The organism is Streptomyces sp. NPDC024632, from assembly GCF_055559175.1.
In genome coordinates, this window is record NZ_JBVHLD010000005.1 from 433,155 (window position 1) to 455,510 (window position 22,356).

The following is a 22,356-nucleotide window of genomic DNA, read 5'->3' on the forward strand; positions in this document are numbered from 1 at the left end:
CCCACCGGAGGGGTGTGGGCGGCCCGACCGTTCGACGGGCACGACTCACGGCGTCACAGCCGGGGGTCGACCGGCTCCGACTCCAACGCCAGTACGGCGAAGACCGCCTCGTGGACGCGCCAGAGCGGTTCGCCGGCCGCCAGCCGGTCCAGCGCCTCCAGGCCGAGCGCGTACTCGCGCAGGGCGAGGGAGCGCTTGTGGCCGAGGAAACGGGACCGCAGCCGCTCCAGGTGCTCCGGACGGGTGTACTCGGGACCGTAGATGATCCGCAGATACTCCCGGCCGCGGCACTTGATGCCCGGCTGCACCAGCCGCCCCTTCTCGGTGCGGACCAGCGCGGCGAGCGGCTTGACGACCATGCCTTCGCCGCCCGCGCCGGTCAGTTCGAGCCACCAGCGCACTCCGGCCGCGACCGACTCCTCGTCCGTGGTGTCGACCAGCAACCGCCCGGTGGTCCTGAGCAGCCCGGTGGGGTCGGCCTCGACCAGCCGGTCGATGAGCGCCAACTGCTCGTCGTGCGGGAGCGCGGCGAGGCTGCGGCCCTGGACGGCGAGGAGCTGGAACGGCGCCAGCCGTACGCCGTCGAGCCCGTCGGTGGTCCAGCAGTACCGGCGGTAGGCGTCGGTGAACGCCGCCGCGTCCGACGCCCGTTCGCGCTGTCTGCCCAGCAGGTCCGCGACATCGGTGCCGCGAGCCGCCGCGGCTTCGAGCGCGCTCAGGGCGGCGGGGAAGACCGCGCCGCCCGCGGCGCCGACGGCCGCGTACTGCTTGCGCAGCAGACCGGACGCCTTCAGCGACCAGGGCAGCAGTTCGGCGTCGAGCAGCAGCCAGTCCGTGGACAGCTCGTCCCACAGTCCGGCCGCCGTGACGGCCGCGCGCAGCCGGGCCAGCACCTCCTCGGTGACGGCCCCGTCGTCGAAGAACGGCCGCCCGGTACGGGTGTGCACCGCGCCGGTCGTGCCCTCGGGCGCGTCGAAGCGCCTCCGCGCGGCGGCCTCGTCACGGCAGACCAGGACGACCGCGCGGGAGCCCATGTGCTTCTCCTCGCAGACGACCTGGGCGACACCGCTCTCGCGGTAGTCGGCGAAGGCGTCCGCCGGGTGCTCCAGCCAGCCCTCCTGCCGCGAGGTCGCGCAGGGCGACATCGTCGGCGGCAGGTAGGCGAGCAGGCGCGGGTCGACGGCGAAGCGGCTCATCACCTCAAGGGCCGCCGCCGCGTTCTCCTCGCGGACGGCGAGCCGTCCCATCTGCCCGGTCTCCACGATCCGCCGCCCGGTGACGTCGGCGAGGTCGAGCGGGCGCCCGTCATGGCCACCGGGCGCCTCGACCACGAGCGGCTTGGCCGGCTCGTACCAGACCCGCTCGGCCGGTACGTCCACGATCTCGCGCTCGGGCCAGCGCAGCGCGGTCATCTTGCCGCCGAAGACCGCCCCGGTGTCGAGGCAGATGGTGTTGTTGATCCAGGACGTGTTCGGAACCGGGGTGTGGCCGTAGACCACGGCGGCGCGCCCGCGGTAGTCCTCGGCCCACGGGTAGCGCACGGGCAGGCCGAACTCGTCGGTCTCGCCGGTCGTGTCGCCGTACAGCGCGTGCGAGCGGACCCGGCCCGAGGTGCGGCCGTGGTACTTCTCGGGCAGACCCGCGTGGCAGACCACCAGCTTGCCGCCGTCCAGCACGTAGTGGCTGATCAGACCGTCGATGAAGGCCGCGACCCGCTTGCGGAACTCCGGGTCGCGGGCGTCCTCGCGCTCCAACTGCTCGATGGTCTCGGCCAGTCCGTGGGTCTGCTGCACCTGGCGGCCCTTGAGGTAGCGGCCGAGCTTGTTCTCGTGGTTGCCGGGCACGCACAGCGCGGTGCCCGCCTCGACCATGCCCATGACGCGGCGCAGCACACCGGGGCTGTCCGGGCCGCGGTCGACGAGGTCGCCGACGAAGACGGCGGTGCGCCCCTCGGGGTGCGTGCCGTCGGTGTAGCCCAACTCGGCCAGCAGCGTCTCCAGTTCGGAACTGCACCCGTGGATGTCGCCGATGATGTCGAACGGCCCGGTGAGGTGCGTCAGGTCGTTGTAACGGCGCTCGGTGACGATCTCGGCGGAGTCGATCTCCTCGGTGCCGCGCAGGACGTGCACCTTGCGGAAGCCCTCGCGCTCCAGGCCCCGCAGCGAGCGGCGCAGTTCGCGCTGGTGCCGCTGCACGACGTGGCGCGGCAGCGAGGCCCGGTCGGGGCGCCCGGCGTTGCGCGCGACGCAGACCTGCTCGGGTACGTCGAGGACGACGGCGATCGGCAGCACGTCGTACTCGCGGGCCAGCTTGATCAACTCCCTGCGGCTCTCCGCCTGCACGTTCGTGGCGTCCACGACGGTGCGGCGGCCCGCCGCGAGCCGCTTGCCCGCGATGTAGTGCAGGACGTCGAAGGCGTCGGCGCTGACGCTCTGGTCGTTCTCGTCGTCGCTGACCAGGCCGCGGCAGAAGTCGGAGGAGATGACCTCGGTGGGCTTGAAGTGCCGTGCGGCGAAGGTGGACTTGCCGGAGCCGGTGGCGCCGATCAGGACGACGAGGGACAGGTCGGTGACGGGCAGCGTGCGCGGTGCGGTCATGCCGCCGCCTCCTTGCCGGTGGTCGTGGTCGTGTTCGTGGTCGTGCCGGTGTTGGTGTTCGTGGAAGTGGTCGTGTGACGGGTGTCGGTCGTGGGCGCGGCGATCGTGAAGACCGCCATCTGGGTGGGCGGGCCGACCTCGGGGTCGTCGGGGCCGACGGGGGTGAAGGCGACGTCGTAGCCGTGCCGGGCGGCGACCGTCGTCGCCCAGCCGCGGAACTCCTCACGGCTCCACTCGAAACGGTGGTCGGCGTGCCGGACATGGCCCGCGGGCAGCGACTCCCACCGCACGTTGTACTCGACGTTCGGCGTCGTCACGACCACGGTCCGCGGCCGGGCGGAGCCGAACACCGCGTACTCCAGGGCGGGCAGCCGCGGCAGGTCGAGGTGTTCGACGACCTCGCTGAGCACGGCCGCGTCGTAACCCTTGAGCCGCGCGTCGGTGTACGCCAACGAGCCCTGGAACAGCGTGACCCGCGCCGCCTGCCGTTCGCTCAACCGGTCCAGGCGCAGCCGCCGCGCCGCGCTGCCGAGCGCCCGCACCGATACGTCGACGCCGACGATCTCCGTGTACCGCACGTCCTTCAGCAGCGCGCCCACCAACTGGCCCTGCCCGCAGCCCAGGTCGAGCACGCGTGTGGCCCCGGCGTCGCGCAGCGCCCCGAGGATCGCCTCGCGCCGCTGGACGGCCAGCGGCGTCGGCCGCTCCTGCGCCTCCTCGCCGTCCGGGCCCACGGTGTCCTCGACCGCGTTGTCGATGGCCTCGACCTCGATGTCGTCGGCGTCCGCCAGCCGGGCCAGCTCAAGCCGCTCCATCGCCTGCCGGGTCAGCGCCCAACGCCGCGCCAGATAGCGGCTGGTGATCAGCTTCTGCTCCGGGTGCTCCTCCAGCCACCCCTCGCCGAACCGCAGCAGCTTGTCCACCTCGTCCGCCGACACCCAGTAGTGCTTGGCGTCGTCGAGCACCGGCAGCAGCACATAGATCTGCCGCAGCGCGTCCGCCAACCGCAACTCCCCTTCGAGCACCAGCCGTACGTACCGCGAGTCGCCCCACTCGGGGAACCGCGTGTCCAGCGCCACCGGCTCGGCCTCCACCCGCCAGCCCAGCGGCTCGAACAGCCCGGCCACCAGCGCGGGGCCGCCGCGGGCGGGCAGCACCGGCACCTCGATCCGCAGCGGCAGCGGCGCCGCCGCCCGCTCCGGCATCGAGCGGCACTCGCCGCGCAGCGCGCTGGAGAAGACGGTACGCAGCGCCACCGCGAGCAGCGACGAGGCCGCGTAGGGCCGGTCGTTCACATACTGCGCGAGCGCGGAGTCGGGCGCGCCGCCCCGGCCTTTGCCCTTGCCCTTCCCCCGGCGCGCCAGCGCGGGCGGATCGATCTCCAACAGCAGTGCGGCCGTGGTCCGCTCGACCGACGCCTCGGGATAGAAGACGTGCGCGTTGCCGTAGGAGGTGGAGAAGGTCTGCGCCTTCTCCGGGTGCTTGTGCAGCAGAAACCCCAGGTCAGTAGCCGGGGCAGCCGCGGTGCCGGTGGTGGAGATCGTCAGGAACACCTCACCGAGTATTCTCTTCCGGCCGCCCCCCGACCAGGGGATTTTCCCGGCCCTAGCCGCCGCCCAGCACCTTCGACAGGGCGCTGATCCGGGCCGGGCCCACTCGGCAGCAGCCGCCGATCAGGCGGGCGCCCGACCGTTCCCAGGCGGTCACGCGGGCCGGGGAGAAGGTGGCGGCGCCGTCCCAGCGGCGGAGGCCGGCGTCCCAGTGCTCGCCGCTGTTGGGGTAGACGACGACGGGCTTGCCGGTGACCGTCGCCGCCGCCTCCACCGCATGGTCCGCGTCGGCGGGCGCGCAGCAGTTGACGCCCACCGCGATCACCTCGTCGCGGCCCGCGGCCACCGCGAAGGCGTCCGCCAGGGGCTGCCCGGCCCGGGTGCGGTCGCCGTCGACGGTGTAGGAGAGCCAGACCGGCACGCCGGTCCCCTCGGCCGCCCGCAGCATGGCCTCGGCCTCGTCGGTGTCCGGCACCGTCTCCAGGGCCAGGACGTCGGGACCGGCCGCCGCCAGGGTCTCGATCCGCGGCCGGTGGAAGCGCTCCAGCTCCCGCACGCTCAGCCCGTACCGCCCGCGGTACTCGCTGCCGTCCGCGAGCATCGCCCCGTACGGCCCGACCGACGCCGCCACCCGCACGTCGGTCCGGCCCGCGCCCGCCCGCCGGGCCAGCTCCACGCTGCGGGTCAGCAGCGCGGACGCCTCGGCCCGCCCGATGCCGCGCCGGGCGAACCCCTCGTAGGTGGCCTGGTAGCTGGAGGTGATCAGCACCCGGGCGCCCGCCCGCACATAGGCGGTGTGCGCGGCCTCGATCTGCTCCGAGGCGTCGGCGAGCAGCCGGGCGGACCAGAGCGGGTCCGACAGGTCGCAGCCCTGGTCGGCGAGTTGGTTGGACAGCCCGCCGTCCAGGACTAGTGCCCTCCCGGCGGCGGCCGGGAAGAGCGGTGCGGGCGGGGTCATGGACATCGCGGCCTCAGCCCACCTGGGTCCTGACCTGGGACGAGATCAGCTCCAGGTGGTCGAGGTCGGACAGGTCGAGAATCTGGAGGTAGAAGCGGGTGGAGCCCTGCTCCGCGAACTGCCCGATCCGGTCGACGACCTCGGCGGGCGTGCCCGCCAGCCCGTTCGCCTTCAGCTCGTCCACCTCCCGGCCGATCGCGGCGGCCCGGCGGGCCACCTCGGCGTCGTCCTTGCCGACACAGGCCACCAGGGCGTTGGAGTACACCAGGTCGTCGGGGCCGCGCCCGGCCGCCTCCGCCGCCGCGCGCACCCGGCCGATCTGGAGCCCGCTGTCCTCGACCGAGGCGAACGGGATGTTGAACTCGGTCGCGTAGCGCGCCGCCAGTTCCGGTGTCCGCTTGGCGCCCATGCCGCCGATCAGCACCGGGACCTTCGCCTGCGCGGGCTTGGGCAGCGCGGGCGAGTCCTTGAGCTGGTAGAACGTCCCGTCGTAGTCGAAGGTCTTGCCGACCGGGGTCTCCCACAGGCCGGTGACGATGGCCAGTTGCTCCTCAAGGCGGGCGAACTTCTCCTTCGGGAAGGGGATGCCGTACGCCGTGTGCTCCTCCTCGAACCAGCCCGCGCCGAGGCCGAACTCGACCCGTCCACCCGACATCCGGTCCACCTGGGCGACCTGGATCGCCAGCACACCGGGGAGCCGGAAGGTGCCGGCCGTCATCAGGGTGCCGAGCCTGATCCGGCTGGTCTCGCGGGCGAGTCCGGCCAGGGTGATCCACGCGTCCGTGGGTCCCGGCAGTCCGGTCCCGTCGCCCATCTTCAGGTAATGGTCGGAGCGGAAGAAGGCGTCGAATTCCAGGTCTTCGGTCGCCTTCGCGACGGTGAGCAGGGTGTCGTACTCGGCACCTTGCTGGGGCTCGGTGAAGATTCGCAGATCCATTCCTCCATCCTGCCCCCATCACGGCGATCTCCGTCAACGGTCCACCTCCCGGGTCAGCGCGCGCACGCGGTCCTTGGCCTCGTCCACCGCGTCCAGCGCCTCGATGCAGTTCCAGTACGCCGCCTCGTCCTCCGCCGTGCAGGTGATGGCGACCAGCGACAGGCCGATCTCGCCGAGCAGCGCGCGCAGGGCCCGCAGCGTGCCGTGCGGGTCGCGCACCCCGGTCAGCCGTGCGGCCCGCGGCGGGTCGCCGCCTGACGCGCCCACCACCGGTCCCGGCCCGGCGCGGACCACCGGCCGCTCGTGATCGGCGGTGAGCAGCCGTCCCACGGCCTCGGTCAGCTCGAACGCCTGCCATGCCTCCGCGATGACGTCGTCCGGCTGCGGCGACCGGCTCATCACGCGCTCCGCCTGGGCCACCAGTCGCGCTGCGTCCATGTCCCGCACCCCCTCTGTCCTGCGGCGATCCCTTCGCCATTACTCAGAGTGACAGAGTTTCGCGGGTGCGGAAAGGCCCCTCGGGAGATCTGTGGACAACTCCGCGCCTGTGGAAAACCTCGTCACCCGGACGAGGGATCGGCCCGCGGGAACCGCAGCTCGTTGCGGTCGATCTTCGCCGCCAGCGCGGCCAGCACGTCGATGCCGAGCACTTCGCAGAATTGCAGCAGGTACGCCAGCACGTCCGCGACCTCGTCGCGGACCCGGTGCGCGGTCCCGTCGTCCGCCATCACCTCCGCCGCCTGTTCCGGGGTGAGCCACTGGAAGATCTCCAGCAGCTCCGCGGCCTCGACGCTCAGCGCGGCGGCGAGGTTCTTGGGCGTGTGGAACGGCTGCCAGTTCCGGGCCGCGGCGAAGGAGGCGAGGCGGTGCTGGAGCGCCGCGAGATCGGGTGCGTCGGTTTCTTCGGTCACCCCGACTGGTCTACCGCATCCTCGCGGCGGCGTGGCCTCGGGACCCCGAGCGCGGTGACCGAGACACCGCCGATCCCCTCCGCGAAGCTCGCGTCCTGGACGGTGCCCAGCAGCCGGATGTGCCCGCGTTCCGCGGCCGGGCCCGCCAGCCGCAGCAGTTCGGTCAGTTGACGACGGTCCAGGCCGTGGTCGAGGCCGTCGCCCAGCACGGTCAGCACCTGACTGGCGGGCAGCAGTTCCGTACTCGTGTCGACGTCCAGCACTCCGGGGCCGGTGAGCAGCACCAACGCCAGCGCGAGGAAGCGGAGTTCGCCGTCGCCGAGGCGGTCCACCGGGACCAGGCCGAGCGGGCCTCGGTCCACCGCGGCGATCACGGCGTCCACCGCACGCGCCGTTTCCGCCACCGACCCGCCGCCCGCGCGGGCGCCCTCCGCCGTACCGGCACCGGTACGCGGACCGGCGCACGTACGCCCGCCTGCGCCCGTGCTCGCGGCGGCGCCCGCCGCCAGCGCCGTGATCCCCTCCACCGGCGGACTGCACACCGCGCGCACCGCGTTGACCAGCGCCGCGTGCCGGGTGCCGCACTCGCCTTCCGTCCTGGCCAGGACGGCGGACAGATTGTCGCAGGAGGCGCGCAGCCGTCCGTCGCCGACCGGGACGGGGCCGCGCATCAGCTCGGGGCGCGGTGCGATCGGGAAGACCCCGCGCAGCGCCACGACGACCTGTTCCGCGGCGGCCAGCACCAGGCGCTGCCCGTCGGTGCGTCCGGCGACGCGCAGCGGCAACAGGGCCGTGGCGAGGCGGTCGTCGGGCAGCGGCGCGCGGGTGACGGCGACCAGGCCCGCGGTGTGCCAGGCGGCCTGCACCGTGGGGCGTTCCGGGTCGCGCAGCGCCGTCGTCAGCAGCGTCTCGCCCGCGCCGGTCAGCCGCTCGCCGACGATCCGCAGCGTGGGCTCCGCCTGGACGGCGACGTCGAGCCGCACGGGACCCACCGGGCCGGTGACCGTGCAGCCGATCCGGAAGCCGCGCCGTCCCTGCGGGTCGGGCTGCGCGTCCTGCGGTACGCACGCCGCCGCGCCACCGCGCACCACGGACTCGAAGACCTCGTCGAGCCCGTCCCCGCAGGCCAGCCGACCGAGCGCGGCCAGCGCCTCCAGCACGCTCGACTTGCCGGTGCCGCTGCCCCCGCAGAGCAGGGTGAGCGGCCCGAGTCCGAACGACGCGCCCCGGTGCGATTTGAAGGCCGACAGCCGCAGTTCGGTGACGACGGGTCTGTCATGGATGCTGGTCATATGCGCGAACGTAACCAGGCCCCGGCCTGCCGAACCGTTCCAGCGACCGTACCGTCCTCCGAACGAGGGACATCGCGCATGATTCGCGCGACGCCGCGCTTGCCCCGGCACCACCCGGAATCGACCGATTGTCAGTGCCGGCCGCTAGCGTGGCGATCGTGACGACCAAGGCCACCGGCGCCAAAACCAACACCAAGACCAACACCAGGACCAGCACCGGCACCAGTAAGAGCACGACCCCGGATACGGACACGGATACCCGCTACGTCGCGCTGCTGCGCGGAATCAACGTCGGCGGCAAGAACAAGCTGCCCATGCGGACCCTCAGGGACCTGCTGGCCTCCATCGGCGCCGCCGACATCCGCACCCACCTCCAGAGCGGCAACGCCGTCTTCACCCACGCGCAGGCCGATCCGGGGCGGCTGGCAGCGGATTTGGAGCAGCGGATCAGCGACGAGTTGGGGCTGACCGTCGCCTGCCTGATCCGTACCGGCGCGGACCTCCGGCGGGTCGTGGACGCCAACCCGTTCCCGATGGACGGGGTGAATCCGTCGCGCTTCATGGTGACGTTCCTGTCGGGGCCCGTCCCCCTCGACAAGCTGGCGGCGATCGACGCGGCGGCGTACGCGCCGGACGAATTCCGTCCCGGGCAGAGCGAGATCTACGGCCACTTCCCCGGCGGTGTGCACAATTCCAAGCTGGCCGCCCAGTTCTCCGACCGCCGCCTCGGCCTGACGGCGTCCACCCGCAACTGGAACACGGTCACCAAACTGGTGGCGATGAGCGAGGAATAGCCTGATGCCATGAACGCCGATCGTGTCGACTGGACGTCGGTCGCGGCCAACGGATTCCCCTTCCCCGAGGGCGTCCCCGCGCCGCGGCTCGCCGCCGAGCTGTCCGTCATGCTGACGTCCCCGGACCCCGGGACACGCGACGACCACGCCTATACCGGCGCTGCCCGCTGGATCAGGGAGGGGCGTCTCGACGCCGTCCTCGAAACGCTCGGGGACGACGCGGCCGGCCGTCTCACCCACCCGGAGGTTCAGGCCAGGGCCTTCGCACCGCTGATCATCTGCTCCGTGCTGACGCGGGGCGACGCCGTGCCCGGGCTCGTGCCGCGAGAGGCGGCGGAGCGCTGGTACGCGCGGTTCTCGGCCTGGTATCCGGCCGAGCGCGACACCCGCGGCTGGGACGACGCGCTGGGCTGGCTGCACGCCGTGGCGCACGGCGCCGACGCCGCCGCCGCGTTCGCGAAGGCTCTGCCGGAGCGCCGCACCGGACTGCTGGAGCTGTGCGCCCGCAGGATGACGGTCGAGCAGACCGACTACCGCTACGCGCAGTTGGAGGACGCGCGGCTGGCCCGCGCGCTCACCCGTGTCCTCCAGGCCCCCGGACTGACCGTCGAGGAGGCCACCGACTGGCTGACCGTCGTTCACAAGGCCCTGGAGGGCGGCGGACCCGGCGCGGTCCCGGTCTGGGCGTTCAACACCTTCGCCACCCTCCAGTCGCTCCATCTGCACCTGATACGCGGCATCGCCGACGAGGGCGTCCCGCCGCACGCGCGGGAGGTCGCCGCACGCGTCGCCGACCTCCTGCGCCTGCCGTACTACTGGCTGGCCTGAGGCTGCCGGCCGACCGTCGCCGAGCGGCCGGCCCGCGGGCGGGCCTCCGGCTGGTCGAGCCCGAGGCCGTTGAGGACGCCTTGCAGGTAGCCGATCGCGTGGGCCCGACCGCGGCTGCAGTACGCCTCGGAGGAGATGTCGCCCCAGGTGTCGAGGTCGCCGATCATCGCCGGGACGTGGTCGTCGATGAGGAACCCGTCGAATCCGGAGTCCTCAAGACGGCGGATGACCCGCGCCGGGTTGAAGTTGCCCTCGCCGAGGAAGCACTCGCTGAAGCGGGGCACGGTGCCGCGGACGTCCCGGAAGTGGACGTAGAAGATGGACGGCCCCAGCAGGTCGATGACCTCGTTGACGCTCTCCTCGCCCGCCATCTCCGACACCGTGCCCAGGCAGAGGTTCAGGCCCCAGGACGGGCTGCCGCCCGCCTGGTCGCGGGCCCGTCCGATGGCGGCGGGCGAGGTGAAGATCCGGGCGATGCCGCCCAACGGCACGTCGACGGGCGGGTCGTCGGGGTGCAGGGCCAGCCGTACGCCGACCTCCTCGGCGACGGGCAGGACGGCGTCGAGGAAGTACTGGTGGTTGGCCCACATCCGGTCGGCGGTGGCCGGCTCGTCGACGGGGTGGTCGGGGGTGAGCCGGTATCCGGCGAGCGCGTTGCCGCGGGAGACGTCCGCCAGGTCGAAGGCGCTGACCTTGGCGCCGCCGCGGCCCGCCGCCGCCATGTCCGTGCGCCAGACGTACGTGGCGAGGAAGTTGTAGCCGAGCAGGTCGATGCCCACGGCGGCGAGGTTGCGGATGGTTCTGAGGTAGTTCTCGATCTGCTCGTCGCGGCCCGGCAGTCCGCGCTGGATCTTCCAGAAGTGCGCGAGCGGTACGTTCTCCAGGCCGTCGATCGCGAGACCGTCGGCCTCGCAACGGTCCTTGAGGGCCCGCAGTTCGGACTCGCTCCAGAAGCCGTCCTCGCCGGGCAGCAGGTCGGGGGTGTGGAGCTGCACGCCGGTGAGACCGAGTTGGCGCGCGAAGGTCGCGACCCGCGCGTCGTAGGTGTCGATGTGTCCGAGCGAGAGTCGTATGGTCATGCCCGGCCGACCCGCTGCCGCTGACGGCCCAGCCCGTCGATCTCCAACTCCATGGTGTCGCCCTCCTTGAGGTAGGGGAAGCGGCCCGACAGCGCGACGCCTTCGGGCGTGCCGGTGTTGATGACGTCGCCCGGTTCGAGGACGGTGAACTGGCTCAGCTCGTGGATCAGCGTGGCGACGTCGAAGATCATGTCCTTGGTGCCGGACGCCTGGCGGGGTTCGCCGTTGACCCAGGAGCGCAGGCCGAGGGCCTGGGGGGACGTGATCTCGTCCGGGGTGACCAGCCAGGGACCCAGCGGGTTGAACGTCTCGCAGCTCTTGCCCTTCGACCACTGGCCGCCGCTGGTCTCCAGTTGCAGGGCCCGCTCGGACACGTCGTTGGAGATCGTGTAACCCGCCACGTGGGCCAGGGCGTCGGCGGGCGAGTCGAGGTAGCGGGCCCGGCGTCCGATGACGATCGCGAGCTCGACCTCCCAGTCCGTCTTGGCGGAGCCGCGCGGCAGCAGGACGTCGTCGTCCGGTCCCACGACGCAGTGCGGTGACTTGTAGAACACGACCGGCGCCTGGGGCGGTGCGGCGCCCGATTCCGCCGCGTGCGCCGCGTAGTTCATGCCGACGCAGAGCACGACGCCGGGGCGGGCGACGGGCGGGCCGACGCGCTGCCCGGTGACGTCGACGGCCGGCAGGCCGCCCGCCTCGATCGCGTCGCGCAGCCGGTCGGGGCCGTCGCCCGCGAGGAAGGCGCCGTCGATGTCGTCGGTGAGCGCGGACAGGTCGAGGTGGCGGCCGTCGGGAAGCAGGGCGACGGGCCGTTCGGCCCCGGGTGGGCCGACACGCATGAGCTTCACGGTGATCCGTTCGGTGGTAGGGATGGTCAGCCGGCGAGCAGCCCGCCGTCGATGACCAGCTCGGTGCCGGTGATGAACGCGGCGGCGTCGGAGGCGAGGTAGAGGGCGGCGGCGGCGACCTCGGCCGGGGTGCCGAGGCGGCCCATCGGCTGCCGGGCGACGAGTTGGGCGCGGGCCTGCCCGGGGTCGTCGGCCGCGGCGAGCAGGCGGCCCACCCACGGGGAGTCGACGGTGCCGGGGCAGACGGAGTTGCAGCGCACGCCGGTGCCCGCGTACTGCACGGCGACCTGGCGGCTGTAGGCGATCACGGCGCCTTTGCTGGCGCAGTACGCGGCGCGGTCCTTCAGTCCGACGAGTCCGGCGGCGGAGGCGGTGTTGACGATGGCGCCGTCGCCCTGGGCGAGCATGTGCGGCAGGGCGAGTTTGGTGCCGAGGAACACCCCGCGGGTGTTGACCGCGAAGGTCGCGTCCCACTCCTCGACGCTGCACGCCAGGGTGTCGGTGCTGGAGGCCAGGCCCGCGTTGTTGCAGAGCACGTGCAGCGCGCCGGTCTCCGACACCGCCCGGGAGACGGCCGCGGCGAAGGAGTCGGGGTCGGTGACGTCGGCGGTGAGCGGGATGCCGCCGTCGGGCACGTCGGCGGGGTCGAGGTCCGCCGCGTAGACGGTCGCCCCCTCCGCCACGAACTGGCGCGTCATCTCGCGGCCGATGCCGGAACCGGCGCCTGTGACGAGAACCGTCCGTCCGGCGAACCTGTTCACGTGGGGTTGTCCTTTCGTCGCGGTGATTCGGTGCACCTGACTGTCATGCGCGGTCGTGCGTGGTCGTGCGCGGTCGTGCACGTTATGGGGCGGTCGTACGACGCTGCCCCGCCCGGTCGTACGACGCTGCCGCGCGTGGTCGTACGCCCCCGCGCCCGGTCGTACGCCGCCGCGCGCGGTCACGCCGTGAAGTAGTGCGGATACTGCGCGCGCAGCCCTGGCACGCGTTCGAGCGCGCGTCTGGCGTGACGGCTGATCAGGGCGCGCCCGCCCGCGATGTCGCGGGACTCCAACGCGTCGACGATCAGCCGGTGTTCGTCGATCAGGTCACGCATCGTGGCGGTGTCGGGTTGGGCGAGCCGGCGCACTCTGTCGAGTTGCAGCTTCATCCGCTGGACGACCTGCCACGCGCCGGGGTGGCCGCTGAGGGTGAAGATCGCACTGTGCAGGGCCTCGTCGGCCTGGAAGAACGTGTCGTAGTCGGCGGTGCAGTAGGCGTGCTCCTGCTGTTCGAGCAGGTCGCGGAGGATGCCGACGTCCAGTGCCGGATTGCCGCAGGCCGCCTCGAAGGCCGAGACCTCCAGGCTCTCGCGCACAAAGCGCGCTTCCTCGACGTCGCGTAGCCGGATCAGCCCGACCTGCGTGCCGACCTGCGGCACGACGTGGACGAGGCCGGTGTCGGCGAGCCGGGCGATGGCCTCCCGGACGGGCGTACGGCTGACGTGCAGCCGTTCCGCGATGTCCGTCTCCGACAGGGAGGAGCCGGGGGCGAGCCGCAGTCTGCGGATCGCGGAGACCAACTCGTCGTAGACGTGGTCGGAGGCGCGGTTCCGCGTGCGGTCCCGGGTGATCGGCGACAGCCCTCCGGCGGGGCCGGGGGGTGCCTGCTCCTGGATGCGTGCTGGTCGGGGAGGATTCACGTCCGAATCCTTGCATGCCAGTATTCTTGTATGCAAGTATCCCGGTCGCCTACCCGGTGTCGTCCGCGGCGGTATGTCCGCTCCCCCATCGCCCCCTCATCGCCCCCGCCAACGCCCCCCATCACCACGGCACGAAGACACGAACCGCGCTGTACAGCAGCAAACCGAGAGGTCGCCATGATCATGCGCAGGGCAAGACTCACCACCGCCGCGGTCCTCGCCGCGCTCAGCCTCGCGCTGACCGGATGCGGCGGCGGCAACGGCAGCGGCAGCGGCAAGGCGGACACCGGCGGCCCGGCGGACATCACTTTCTGGGGCTGGGCCGCGGGCTACGAGAAGTCCGTCGCGCTCTGGAACAAGACGCACCCCGACGTCCACGTGAAGTACGAGGCCATCACCAACGGCGGCGCCGGCGGCTACGACAAGATGCTCACCGCCGCCAAGGCGGGCAAGGCGCCCTGTCTGGCCCAGGTCGGGTACGAGACGTTCTCCAGCTTCCTCGCGGCGGGCGTGCTCCAGGACGTCAGCACGTACGTCAAGGACGGCAGGAGCGAGTTCCCCGACTGGGTGTGGGGCAACGTCGGCGTCGACGGCAAGGCGTACGGCGTACCGGTGGACACCGCGCCGATGGCGATGTTCTACCGGGCCGACCTGTTCAAGAAGGCGCACATCGCACTGCCCAGGACCTGGGACGAGTTCACGGCCGCCGCCGCCGCGGTGAAGGCCGCGGACCCGGCGTCGCGGATCATGAACCTGCCCACCGACCCCTACCTCTACGCCGGGTTCGCGTGGCAGGGCGGCGCCCCCTGGTTCGGGGTGAAGAACGACGCGTGGTCCGTGTCGTTCGACAGCGCCGCCAACCGCAAGGTCGGCGACTACTGGCAGGGCCTGTACGACAAGGGGCTGCTCGCCTCGTACCCCGCCTTCGACGCGGCGCTGTACTCCGCGTGGAGCAAGGGGACGGTCTGGGCCGAGGTCGGTCCCGTCTGGTCGGCGTCCCTGATCCGGGACAACGCCTCGGGCTCCGCGGGCAAGTGGGCCGTCGCGCCGATGCCCCGATGGGCCGGTACGGACGCGGTCGGGAACTCCGGCGGATCGGCCACGGCCGTGATGAAGGACTGCTCGCACCCGAAGGAGGCGACCGAATTCGCCACCTGGATGTCGACGGACAAGGAGTCGGTGTCGAACCTCATCGCCTCCGCGGCCATCCTGCCCGCGTCCAAGTCCGGGCTCACCAACCCCGCGCTGGACGCCCCGCAGAGCTACTACGGCGGCCAGCCCGTCTACCAGTTGTTCCGCACCGAGTCGGCCAAGGTCAACTCCGGCTGGATGTGGGGGCCGATCATGTCGATCTCGGCCACGACGCTCGGTGACGGCCTCGGCAAGGTGCACACGAAGAAGGCCACGTACGAGAACGCGCTCGGCAACGCCCAGAAGGACACGCTCAAGGCGCTGAAGTCCCAGGGCTTCTCGGTCAATTAGCCGGGGCCAGGAAGAAGGGCCGCGCGGGGGCCGCGAATCCGCCGCCCCCGCCGCCGCCCTGGCCCTGCCCTGCCCTGCCCTGCCCTGCCCTCGCCCCCGCCCCCGCCCCCGCCCCGACAAGTCCCCCAGCACCCACGTTCCTTCAGAGAGAAGGTGACCGTGTCCTCCGTGACGACTCAACGGCGCCGACTACGCGAGCTCCGCCGGGCCGCGCCGTTCGTCCTGCCCTTCCTCCTGCTCTTCGTCGTCGTCTACCTGATCCCCACCGCGTACTCACTGGAGCAGAGCCTGTTCTCGGTGAAGCGCTCCGGCCTCGGGCTCGGCGGCTCGAAGACCGTCTTCGCGGGCTTCGACAACTACGTCGAGGTGTTCCACGACGCGGACTTCCTCGCCTCGCTGGGACGGGTGGCGTTCATCGGCGTGATCCAGGTGCCGGTGATGCTCGGCATCGCGCTCGTACTCGCCCTTCTCCTGGACTCCGCGGCGATCAAGGGCGGCCGGTTCTTCCGGCTCGCCTACTTCGTCCCGTACGGGCTGCCCGGTGTGATCGCGGGACTGGTCTGGTCGTTCCTGTACGCGCCGTCGCTGAGCCCGATCACCCGCGCGCTCGACTCGATCGGCGTCCACGCCAGCTTCGTCACCGACGCCGCGCTGCCGTTCTCGATCGCGAACATCCTCACCTGGGCGTGGACCGGCTACAACACGATCCTGCTGTACGCGGCGCTCCAGGCGATCCCCGAGGAGACCATGGAGGCCGCCGCGATGGACGGCTGCACGGGGTGGCGGGCCGCGTGGCTGATCAAGGTCCCGCAGATCCGCCCCGCCCTGCTGATGACCCTGGTCTTCTCGATCATCGGCACGTTCCAGCTCTACAACGAGCCCGCGACCATGAAGTCCGTGGCGCCGAACCTGTCCTCCACCTACACGCCGATCATGGCCACGCTGCGGTCGGTCTCCTCCAACAACTTCAACTACGCGGCCACGCAGTCGGTGGTGCTCGGTGCGCTGATCTGTGTGCTCTCCGTCGCCGTCTTCCGCGCGTCGGCCAAGAGGACCGACTGATGACCGCCACCGTGGAATCACCCGCGCCCGCCACGCCGGCTCCCCCGAAGCCGCGACCGGGGCCCAAGCGCGCCTCGGGCAGCCCGCTGACGACCGTGAACCCGGCCTCGCGGATGTTCGTGCTGGCCGTCATGGGCCTGTTCGCCCTCTACTTCCTGCTCCCGGTGTGGTGGCTGATCGTCTCCGCCACCAAGGGCAGCGGGGAGCTCTTCTCCGGCAACGGCTTCTGGTTCGGCGCGCACTTCGCCCTCTGGGACAACGTCCAGACGCTGTTCGAGGCCCAAGGCGGCATCTACTCCCGCTGGTTGCTGAACTCGCTGCTGTACGCGGTCGGCGGCGGCGTCGTCTCCACGCTGCTGGCCACGATGTGCGGCTACGCGCTGGCGAAGTTCCCCTTCCCCGGTCGTGAGGCGGTCTTCGGCACGGTGCTCGCCGCCGTCCTGCTGCCCGCCCCCGTACTCGCCGTCCCGCTGTATCTGCTCTTCAGCCACACCGGCGTGATCAACACCTTCTGGTCGGTGTTCATCCCCAGCATCGTCAGCCCCTTCGGCGTGTATCTGAGCCGGATCTACGCCGCGTCGTCGATCCCGGACGCGCTGATCGAGGCCGGACGGATCGACGGGGCGGGCGAGTTCCGCATCTTCGTGATGGGGATGCGGATCATGGCGCCCGCGATGGTGACGATCTTCCTGTTCCAGTTCGTCGCGATCTGGACGAACTTCCTGCTCCCCTCACTCATGCTCGCCGACAGATCGCTCCAGCCCGTGACCGTGGGGCTCGTCGGCTGGCGTGAGATGCAGGGCTATCCGATCGGTTACGCGACCGTCGTCACGGGCGCGCTGCTCTCGGTCGTGCCCGTCGTCGCCATGTTCGTGTCCTTGCAGTCCTTCTGGAGCAAGGGCCTGGTCGCGGGGTCGGTCAAGTAACCGGTCGGTTCAACGGTCGGCAAGTCAGCCAGTGCCAACGAAAGGATGATCAATGAGAGTCCTGTACGGAGCCATGGCGTCCGCGTGCGTCATCGTGCTCCTCGCGGCACCGTCCCAAGGTGCCGTCGCCGCCGACGACCCACAGGTCAACCTGCTCGCGGCGGACATGGACACCACGATGGACAGCGGCACCAGTCCGCTGACCATGTCCACCGCCTCGGGCGGGGGCAGCCAGCAGATCGTGAGCGTCGGCGGGAACAACGCGCTCGAACTGCGCGACGCCTCCCAGGGGACCAACCTCGCCAGCTACTTCTACCACCGGTTCTCCACCGGCTCGCTGGTGAGCCGCGTCAACGCCGTCTACGGGGCGCCGGTCGGCAGCCCGGCCGAGCAGTTCGTCCTGAAGTTCGACCTCAAGCGCGCCGCGGCCAGCAGCAAGCCCGTCGCCAAGGACATCTACGCGGAGATCCAGTTCGGCAACGCCGACAACGTCCTGGTGCCGCGGTTCGCCGTACCGGCCGTGAGCCTGACCGGCACCGCCGCGTACAAGAGCACGTCGGGCGCCCTGGCGACGGTCGACGACAGCGACATCCCCGAGTACCGCTTCACCGTGGTGCCCAACGGCGGCCAGCGGCTCGTGACGACCGTCGAACTCGGCTTCCAGGTGCGCGTCGACACCGGCGGCACCGACGAGGCGATCGACGTCGACAACGTCGGTGTGTACGACGCCGGCGCGGTGTCCGACAGCGCGCCGCCCACCACGCCGACGTCCCTGCACGCCGGGACGGCCTCCTCGGACAGCGTCCCGCTGCTGTGGAACGCCTCGACCGACGACACCGGGGTCAGCGGCTACGACATCTACCGCGACGGCTACCTGGCCTCCTCGGTCAGCGGCTCCAGCACCTCCGCGGTCGTCACCGGCCTGATGCCGAGCACGGGTTACGACTTCGCGGTGCGCGCGAAGGACGCGTTCGGCCACGTCAGCGCGCTGAGCGCCCCCGTGCACGTCACGACCGCCACGTACGTACCCGCGGCTCCCGCCCCGTTCCCCGGCACCCAGCAGACCCGGACGCAGTGGCTGTGGGACCGGACGAAGGCCATGAAGGAGGAGGACGGCCCCATCAACGTGGCGCAGTACACCGCGCAGTTGGTGGACCACCAGAACGTGGCGGCCAACCTCGGCAAGCTGGACAAGCTCTACCAGGGCTACGACTACGAGCAGTACAAGATCATGGCGAAGATGTACACGTACCTGATGGCGGGTGACCAGTTCAGCCCCGCGATGCTCCAGGACGTGCGCGCGTACTTCGCCAAGTACGGCTACCAGAAGCTCCCGCAGACCGAGAACCTGCGGATGAGCACGTACGTCACCGGCTATCTGGTCGGGCAGTACTTCCCGGACGTGGCCGACCTCAACGGCAGCTCCGGGGCGGCGCTCAAGGCGAGCAGCAAGGCCAACATCGAGGAGATGGTCAAGGCCGGGGTGCGGCGCGGCTGGGCCGAGTACGAGAGCCCCGAGTACACGATCATGACGTATGTCGGTCTGAACGCGATCTACCAGTGGTCCGACGACCAGCAGTTGCGCTCCGAGGTCAAAATGGCCATGGACGTCATGTGGTTCGAGTGGGCGAACGACTGGGACAACGGCTACCTGATCTCGTCGGAGAGCCGCGCCAAGGGCGACCTGGCCTCCGCCAACGACCCGACCTGGCGGTCCGCGGACCACACGACGCTCGCCTGGACGTACTTCGGGGAGCACCGGGCGCAGCAGGGCGTGGGCGAGTCGGACAACACCGCGCCGTCGGCGTACCGGCCCGACCTGGAGTACGTGGGCATGCTGGCCTGGTCCGGCACGTCCTACACGCCGCCGCCGCTCGCGGTGAAGATCGGTCGGATGACCGACAAGTCGTACAGCGCGTACAAGGCGAATCTGCAGAACTCCGGCGGCAACGCGATGGACGTCTACCGCACCAGCTATGTGCGGCCCACCTGGGGACTGGCCACCGAGACGCAGTACCGCAGGGTCGACAACTGGATCGAGGACATGCCGATGGTGCTGCGCTGGCAGTCCAACGCGGCGAATCCGCTGTTCCGGATCTCGCTCGACCAGGGCACCGCGCAGATCGGGTCGTACGACCAGCCCGACAACCACCGGGTGATGCAGGACGGTCCGACGGCGCTGGGCATCTACAAGTCGTCGGGTGACCAGACGTCGAACTACATCAACGCGATGTTCCCCGACAACGGTTCGATCGTGGAGCGCAAGCAGGTGGACGGCTGGACGGTCGTCAGCACCGGGCCGATGTACTTCGCGTTCAAGCTGGCGAAGCCCGGCACCTGGTACCACCAGACGCCCAACGACCCGTCGAACAAGGTGAAGACGACGACGCAGATCCACCCGACCGCGACGCTCGGCTACACCTACGACATCCTGCGCAGCCAGGCCGACACCAACGCGTGGGTGCTGGAGACGGCCGACGCCTCCGCGTACGCCGACCTCGACGCCTTCGCGACGGCGCTGACCACGCAGACCGGCCTGGACACCAGCCACGTGAACGACGCCACCCCGCGCGTCGTCTACCACAGCCTGGCCGGGGACGACCTCGACCTCACCTACGACAAGGCGTCCCAGGCGCCCGGCGCGACCCACCTGGTCAACGGCCAGGCGATCGGTTACGACAGCTTCAAGCTGTTCGACACGCCGTGGCTCCAGCAGGACAAGCTCGGCTCGACGTTCACCGCGACCGTCGGCGACGAGTCGGTCGCGTACGACTTCGACCAGTGGACGGTGACGCCCGGCACACAGAGCGCGAAGCGCTGACCGCCGCGTCGCATCGATGAGACACACGGCCGGCCGGGTCGCGGGACCCGGCCGGCCGCGGTGTGCGCGGGACCCGCTGCCCGACGGACGAATCCCGATATCCTGACGAGGAGTTTGGCCCGAAAATCTTGCGAGGGTGGAACGATCGTTGAACAGCCCCCCAGCGGAAGCGCGCGGCGGCGGCTCCCCGCTGCGTCCGGTCGTCCGCGGTCGCGCCCGCACCTCCGACCGCGTCTACGAAGAGCTGGTCTCGGCGATCAGGACGTTGCGCATCGCGCCCGGCGCCTCGCTGTCCGAGACCGACCTGTCGGCCAGGCTCCAGGTGAGCAGGACCCCGGTGCGCGAGGCCATCGCCCGCCTGGTGGACAACGGACTGGTGACCGTCATCCCCCAAGTCGGCACCACCGTGGCGAAGATCAGCCTGCGCGACGTCGAGGAAGCGCGGTTCGTCCGCGAAAGCCTGGAGATCTCCGCCTTCGCCGTCGCGTGCGCCGCTCCGGACCGCCGCCTGGGCGTATGCCGCGCCCTGCTGGCGGAACAGGTCCGCTGCGAGGCGGAACAGGACCTCGCCGGATTCTTCGACGCCGACGAGGCCCTGCACGAGCAGATCTTCGTGATCAGCGGCTACCACGGCGTCTGGACCGTCATGCAGCCGATGAAGCTCCAGCTCGACCGGCTGCGCCGCCTCAGCCTCCCCGACCCCGACACCGTCCGCGCCCTGGTCGCCGAGCACACGGCCATCGTCGACGCCCTCGAAGCCGCCGACGTCACCGGCGGCCGTCGCCTGCTCAGCGACCACGTGAGCCGCGTCCGCCGCTACGGCGTCGCCCTGCGCGAGCAGTACCCCGACTACTTCACGGACTGACTGTCGGAGCGGGAGGGAGTCCTCGTTGCTGCTGTGCATCGCCCAGGGGACCGGGCAGGGGCCCTCGTGGTCCGGGTCGGGGCAGAGCGCTTCGGACAGCCGGTCCATCAGCCGCTCGTGTTCGGCGGCCGTGGCGACCAGGGCGAGCCGGACGCCCCGCGCGTCATTCCGGCGTCAGGCGTCCTTCTTCTCCGGCTTCTCCGGCACGAGGATCGCGACGCACTCCACGTGGTGGGTGACCGGGAAGAGGTCGAAGGCCCGCAGGGTGGTGGGGCGGTAGCCGGCTTCGGCGAAGTAGGAGAGGTCGCGGGCGAGGGCGGCGGGGTCGCAGGCGACGTAGGCGATGCGGCGGGCGCCGAGGGCGGCGAGCCGGCGGACGGTCTGCTTGCCCGCGCCCGCGCGCGGCGGGTCGAGGACGATGAGGTCGGCCTCGTCGATCCGCGTCTTGGGCAGGACCTGCTCGACCTTGCCGTGCTCGATGCGGACGCGGTCGAAGTCCTGGAGATTGTGCCGGGCGTCCTCGACGGCGCGCTTGCCCGACTCGATGCCGAGGACGGCGCCCTGGTCGCCGACGCGTTCGGCCAGCGCGCCCGCGAAGAGGCCGACCCCGCAGTAGAGGTCGAGCGCCATGTCGCCCTTGCGCGGCATCAGGCCCTGCATGACGGCCTCCACCAGCAGGTCGGCGGCCTTCGGGTGGACCTGCCAGAAGCCGCCGTCGCCGACGCGCCAGGTGCGTCCCGCGGCCCGCTCACGGACGAAGGGGCGGCCGTGCACGCGGTGCACGGCGTGGTCGCGCTCGCCGATCCGCTGCACCGACACCGGCTGGTCCAGCTCGACGATCGGCAGCCGCCCGCCGGGGCGCGGGGTGAGGATCACCTGACGGTCGTTCGAACCGGTGGCGGCGATGGCCTCGACGGTGGCGATCTGCGGCCACGTACGGTCCTCGACGCCGAGGTCGCTGACGCCGGGGGCGGCGATCAGGCAGTGGTCGACCACCTCGACCTCGTGGGAGCGGTGCTTGCGCAGTCCGGCGCGGCCCTCGGCGTCCACCGCGTACTGCACGCGGGTCCGCCACGCGGGCACCTCGCCCTTGGCGACCTTGTCGCCGGGGGCGGGCATCACGGTGCCGTCCCAGCCGGCCTGCTCCGGAGTGAGCCCGGCAAGCCGTTCGAGCTGTTCCGCGACGACCGTCGCCTTGAGGCGGCGCTGCGCGCCCGGCGCCGCGTGCTGCCAGTCGCACCCGCCGCAGCGGCCGGGCCCGGAGAAGGGGCACGGCGGCTCGACCCGGTCCTTGGACGCGGTCAGCACCTTCACGGCGTCGGCCCGGATGAACCGCGCGCCCTCCTCGCCCTCCGTGACCCGCGCGACGACCCGCTCGCCGGGCAGCGCGTGCCGGACGAAGAGCACCTGCCCGGCGTCGGTGCGCGCGACGCAGTGGCCGCCGTGCGCCACCTGGCCGACCTCGACCTCGTACTCCTGGCCGACCAGTGACGGTGCGGATTCGGTCTGCATGGGGGCGGTGCTCCTGAGCTTCAAGGTGGGGTGCGCGGGGACGGGCCCCGCGCGTGCCGGGGTGTCCGAGGGGACAAGCCCTCCAGTCTACGTGCCCGCGCCCGGCCGGAATTCCGGTCCCGGGGGGGGGGGGGGGGGGGGGGGGGGGGGGGGGGGGGGGGGGGGGGGGGGGGGGGGGGGGGGGGGGGGGGGGGGGGGGGGGGGGGGGGGGCG

The 22,356-nt window shown here is 71.6% G+C and carries 19 protein-coding genes; 7 read left to right on the forward strand and 12 right to left on the reverse strand.

Annotation, left to right across the window (positions count from 1 at the left end; genetic code table 11):
- Window positions 1-53: 53 nt before the first annotated feature.
- The 7 genes from ACZ37P_RS13530 to ACZ37P_RS13560 all read right to left on the reverse strand — a co-directional run bounded on the left by ACZ37P_RS13530 (window position 54) and on the right by ACZ37P_RS13560 (window position 8,245).
- Window positions 54-2,597: a polynucleotide kinase-phosphatase gene (locus ACZ37P_RS13530; protein WP_467346501.1), complete on the reverse strand. Its 2,544-nt coding sequence runs from the start codon at window positions 2,595-2,597 to the stop codon at window positions 54-56.
- Complete coding sequence (locus ACZ37P_RS13535) at window positions 2,594-4,150, reverse strand: 3' terminal RNA ribose 2'-O-methyltransferase Hen1 (RefSeq protein WP_467346502.1); 1,557 nt, start codon at window positions 4,148-4,150, stop codon at window positions 2,594-2,596. The genes ACZ37P_RS13530 and ACZ37P_RS13535 overlap by 4 nt, the downstream gene beginning before the upstream one ends.
- 52 nt (window positions 4,151-4,202) lie before the next feature.
- A complete protein-coding gene (gene mmuM / locus ACZ37P_RS13540; protein WP_391048846.1) occupies window positions 4,203-5,111 on the reverse strand; it encodes a homocysteine S-methyltransferase in 909 nt (302 codons plus the stop codon).
- 7 nt (window positions 5,112-5,118) lie between these two features.
- Window positions 5,119-6,042, reverse strand: coding sequence for an LLM class F420-dependent oxidoreductase (locus tag ACZ37P_RS13545; protein WP_391048848.1), 924 nt, complete (start codon window positions 6,040-6,042; stop codon window positions 5,119-5,121).
- 33 nt (window positions 6,043-6,075) lie between these two features.
- Window positions 6,076-6,480 carry a DUF6099 family protein gene (locus ACZ37P_RS13550; RefSeq protein ID WP_355338556.1) on the reverse strand — a complete coding sequence of 135 codons (405 nt, stop codon included), beginning with the start codon at window positions 6,478-6,480 and terminating at the stop codon, window positions 6,076-6,078.
- A 122-nt stretch (window positions 6,481-6,602) separates the two neighbouring features.
- Window positions 6,603-6,953 (reverse strand): nucleotide pyrophosphohydrolase, encoded by a 351-nt coding sequence (locus tag ACZ37P_RS13555; protein WP_391048853.1) that lies wholly within the window; start codon window positions 6,951-6,953, stop codon window positions 6,603-6,605.
- Window positions 6,950-8,245 (reverse strand): AAA family ATPase, encoded by a 1,296-nt coding sequence (locus ACZ37P_RS13560; RefSeq protein ID WP_467346505.1) that lies wholly within the window; start codon window positions 8,243-8,245, stop codon window positions 6,950-6,952. Before ACZ37P_RS13560 ends, ACZ37P_RS13555 begins: the two co-directional genes overlap by 4 nt.
- Before the next feature lie 158 nt (window positions 8,246-8,403).
- Between ACZ37P_RS13560 and ACZ37P_RS13565 the strand changes: the two genes are divergently transcribed.
- Window positions 8,404-9,039: a DUF1697 domain-containing protein gene (locus ACZ37P_RS13565; protein WP_467346507.1), complete on the forward strand. Its 636-nt coding sequence runs from the start codon at window positions 8,404-8,406 to the stop codon at window positions 9,037-9,039.
- A 9-nt stretch (window positions 9,040-9,048) separates the two neighbouring features.
- Complete coding sequence (locus ACZ37P_RS13570; RefSeq protein ID WP_467346509.1) at window positions 9,049-9,867, forward strand: DUF2785 domain-containing protein; 819 nt, start codon at window positions 9,049-9,051, stop codon at window positions 9,865-9,867.
- On the opposite strand, the gene ACZ37P_RS13575 is transcribed toward ACZ37P_RS13570, so the two are convergent.
- The 4 genes from ACZ37P_RS13575 to ACZ37P_RS13590 form a co-directional block, all read right to left on the reverse strand.
- Window positions 9,852-10,946 carry a mannonate dehydratase gene (locus ACZ37P_RS13575; RefSeq protein ID WP_355338542.1) on the reverse strand — a complete coding sequence of 365 codons (1,095 nt, stop codon included), beginning with the start codon at window positions 10,944-10,946 and terminating at the stop codon, window positions 9,852-9,854. The two genes, ACZ37P_RS13570 and ACZ37P_RS13575, sit on opposite strands and share 16 nt — an antisense overlap.
- Window positions 10,943-11,794: a fumarylacetoacetate hydrolase family protein gene (locus tag ACZ37P_RS13580; protein ID WP_401312079.1), complete on the reverse strand. Its 852-nt coding sequence runs from the start codon at window positions 11,792-11,794 to the stop codon at window positions 10,943-10,945. Before ACZ37P_RS13580 ends, ACZ37P_RS13575 begins: the two co-directional genes overlap by 4 nt.
- Window positions 11,795-11,820: 26 nt before the next feature.
- Entirely contained in the window at window positions 11,821-12,555 is a 735-nt protein-coding gene (locus ACZ37P_RS13585; protein ID WP_401723912.1) for an SDR family NAD(P)-dependent oxidoreductase, read from the reverse strand.
- A gap of 179 nt (window positions 12,556-12,734) precedes the next feature.
- Window positions 12,735-13,475, reverse strand: a complete 741-nt coding sequence (locus tag ACZ37P_RS13590; protein WP_467346511.1) for a GntR family transcriptional regulator — start codon at window positions 13,473-13,475, stop codon at window positions 12,735-12,737.
- 183 nt (window positions 13,476-13,658) lie between these two features.
- Here ACZ37P_RS13590 and ACZ37P_RS13595 point away from each other — a divergent pair, with 183 nt between their 5' ends.
- From ACZ37P_RS13595 to ACZ37P_RS13615, 5 genes are all read left to right on the forward strand, one after another.
- Window positions 13,659-14,957, forward strand: a complete 1,299-nt coding sequence (locus tag ACZ37P_RS13595; protein ID WP_467346512.1) for an extracellular solute-binding protein — start codon at window positions 13,659-13,661, stop codon at window positions 14,955-14,957.
- A 168-nt stretch (window positions 14,958-15,125) separates the two neighbouring features.
- Window positions 15,126-16,019, forward strand: coding sequence for a carbohydrate ABC transporter permease (locus tag ACZ37P_RS13600; RefSeq protein WP_355338527.1), 894 nt, complete (start codon window positions 15,126-15,128; stop codon window positions 16,017-16,019).
- Window positions 16,019-16,945 (forward strand): carbohydrate ABC transporter permease, encoded by a 927-nt coding sequence (locus ACZ37P_RS13605; protein WP_355338524.1) that lies wholly within the window; start codon window positions 16,019-16,021, stop codon window positions 16,943-16,945. The genes ACZ37P_RS13600 and ACZ37P_RS13605 overlap by 1 nt, the downstream gene beginning before the upstream one ends.
- Window positions 16,946-16,997: 52 nt before the next feature.
- Window positions 16,998-19,766 (forward strand): fibronectin type III domain-containing protein, encoded by a 2,769-nt coding sequence (locus ACZ37P_RS13610; RefSeq protein WP_467346514.1) that lies wholly within the window; start codon window positions 16,998-17,000, stop codon window positions 19,764-19,766.
- Window positions 19,767-19,914: 148 nt separating this feature from the next.
- The gene (locus ACZ37P_RS13615; RefSeq protein WP_391048870.1) at window positions 19,915-20,631 is read left to right on the forward strand and encodes a GntR family transcriptional regulator; all 717 of its coding nucleotides are present in this window, start codon (window positions 19,915-19,917) and stop codon (window positions 20,629-20,631) included.
- A 174-nt stretch (window positions 20,632-20,805) separates the two neighbouring features.
- Here the strand turns inward: ACZ37P_RS13615 and ACZ37P_RS13620 are convergent, their stop codons facing one another.
- The gene (locus ACZ37P_RS13620) at window positions 20,806-22,143 is read right to left on the reverse strand and encodes a class I SAM-dependent RNA methyltransferase (protein WP_401857140.1); all 1,338 of its coding nucleotides are present in this window, start codon (window positions 22,141-22,143) and stop codon (window positions 20,806-20,808) included.
- Window positions 22,144-22,356: the final 213 nt, after the last annotated feature.

Excerpts from the sequence above, each read along its gene's own strand:
- ACZ37P_RS13530 (WP_467346501.1), bottom strand. The coding sequence starts at position 2,597 with ATGACCGCACCGCGCACGCTGCCCGTCACCGACCTGTCCCTCGTCGTC.
- mmuM (WP_391048846.1), bottom strand. The coding sequence starts at position 5,111 with ATGTCCATGACCCCGCCCGCACCGCTCTTCCCGGCCGCCGCCGGGAGG.
- ACZ37P_RS13545 (WP_391048848.1), bottom strand. The coding sequence starts at position 6,042 with ATGGATCTGCGAATCTTCACCGAGCCCCAGCAAGGTGCCGAGTACGAC.
- ACZ37P_RS13550 (WP_355338556.1), bottom strand. The coding sequence starts at position 6,480 with ATGGACGCAGCGCGACTGGTGGCCCAGGCGGAGCGCGTGATGAGCCGG.
- ACZ37P_RS13560 (WP_467346505.1), bottom strand. The coding sequence starts at position 8,245 with ATGACCAGCATCCATGACAGACCCGTCGTCACCGAACTGCGGCTGTCG.
- ACZ37P_RS13570 (WP_467346509.1), top strand. The coding sequence starts at position 9,049 with ATGAACGCCGATCGTGTCGACTGGACGTCGGTCGCGGCCAACGGATTC.
- ACZ37P_RS13575 (WP_355338542.1), bottom strand. The coding sequence starts at position 10,946 with ATGACCATACGACTCTCGCTCGGACACATCGACACCTACGACGCGCGG.
- ACZ37P_RS13595 (WP_467346512.1), top strand. The coding sequence starts at position 13,659 with ATGCGCAGGGCAAGACTCACCACCGCCGCGGTCCTCGCCGCGCTCAGC.
- ACZ37P_RS13605 (WP_355338524.1), top strand. The coding sequence starts at position 16,019 with ATGACCGCCACCGTGGAATCACCCGCGCCCGCCACGCCGGCTCCCCCG.
- ACZ37P_RS13610 (WP_467346514.1), top strand. The coding sequence starts at position 16,998 with ATGAGAGTCCTGTACGGAGCCATGGCGTCCGCGTGCGTCATCGTGCTC.
- ACZ37P_RS13620 (WP_401857140.1), bottom strand. The coding sequence starts at position 22,143 with ATGCAGACCGAATCCGCACCGTCACTGGTCGGCCAGGAGTACGAGGTC.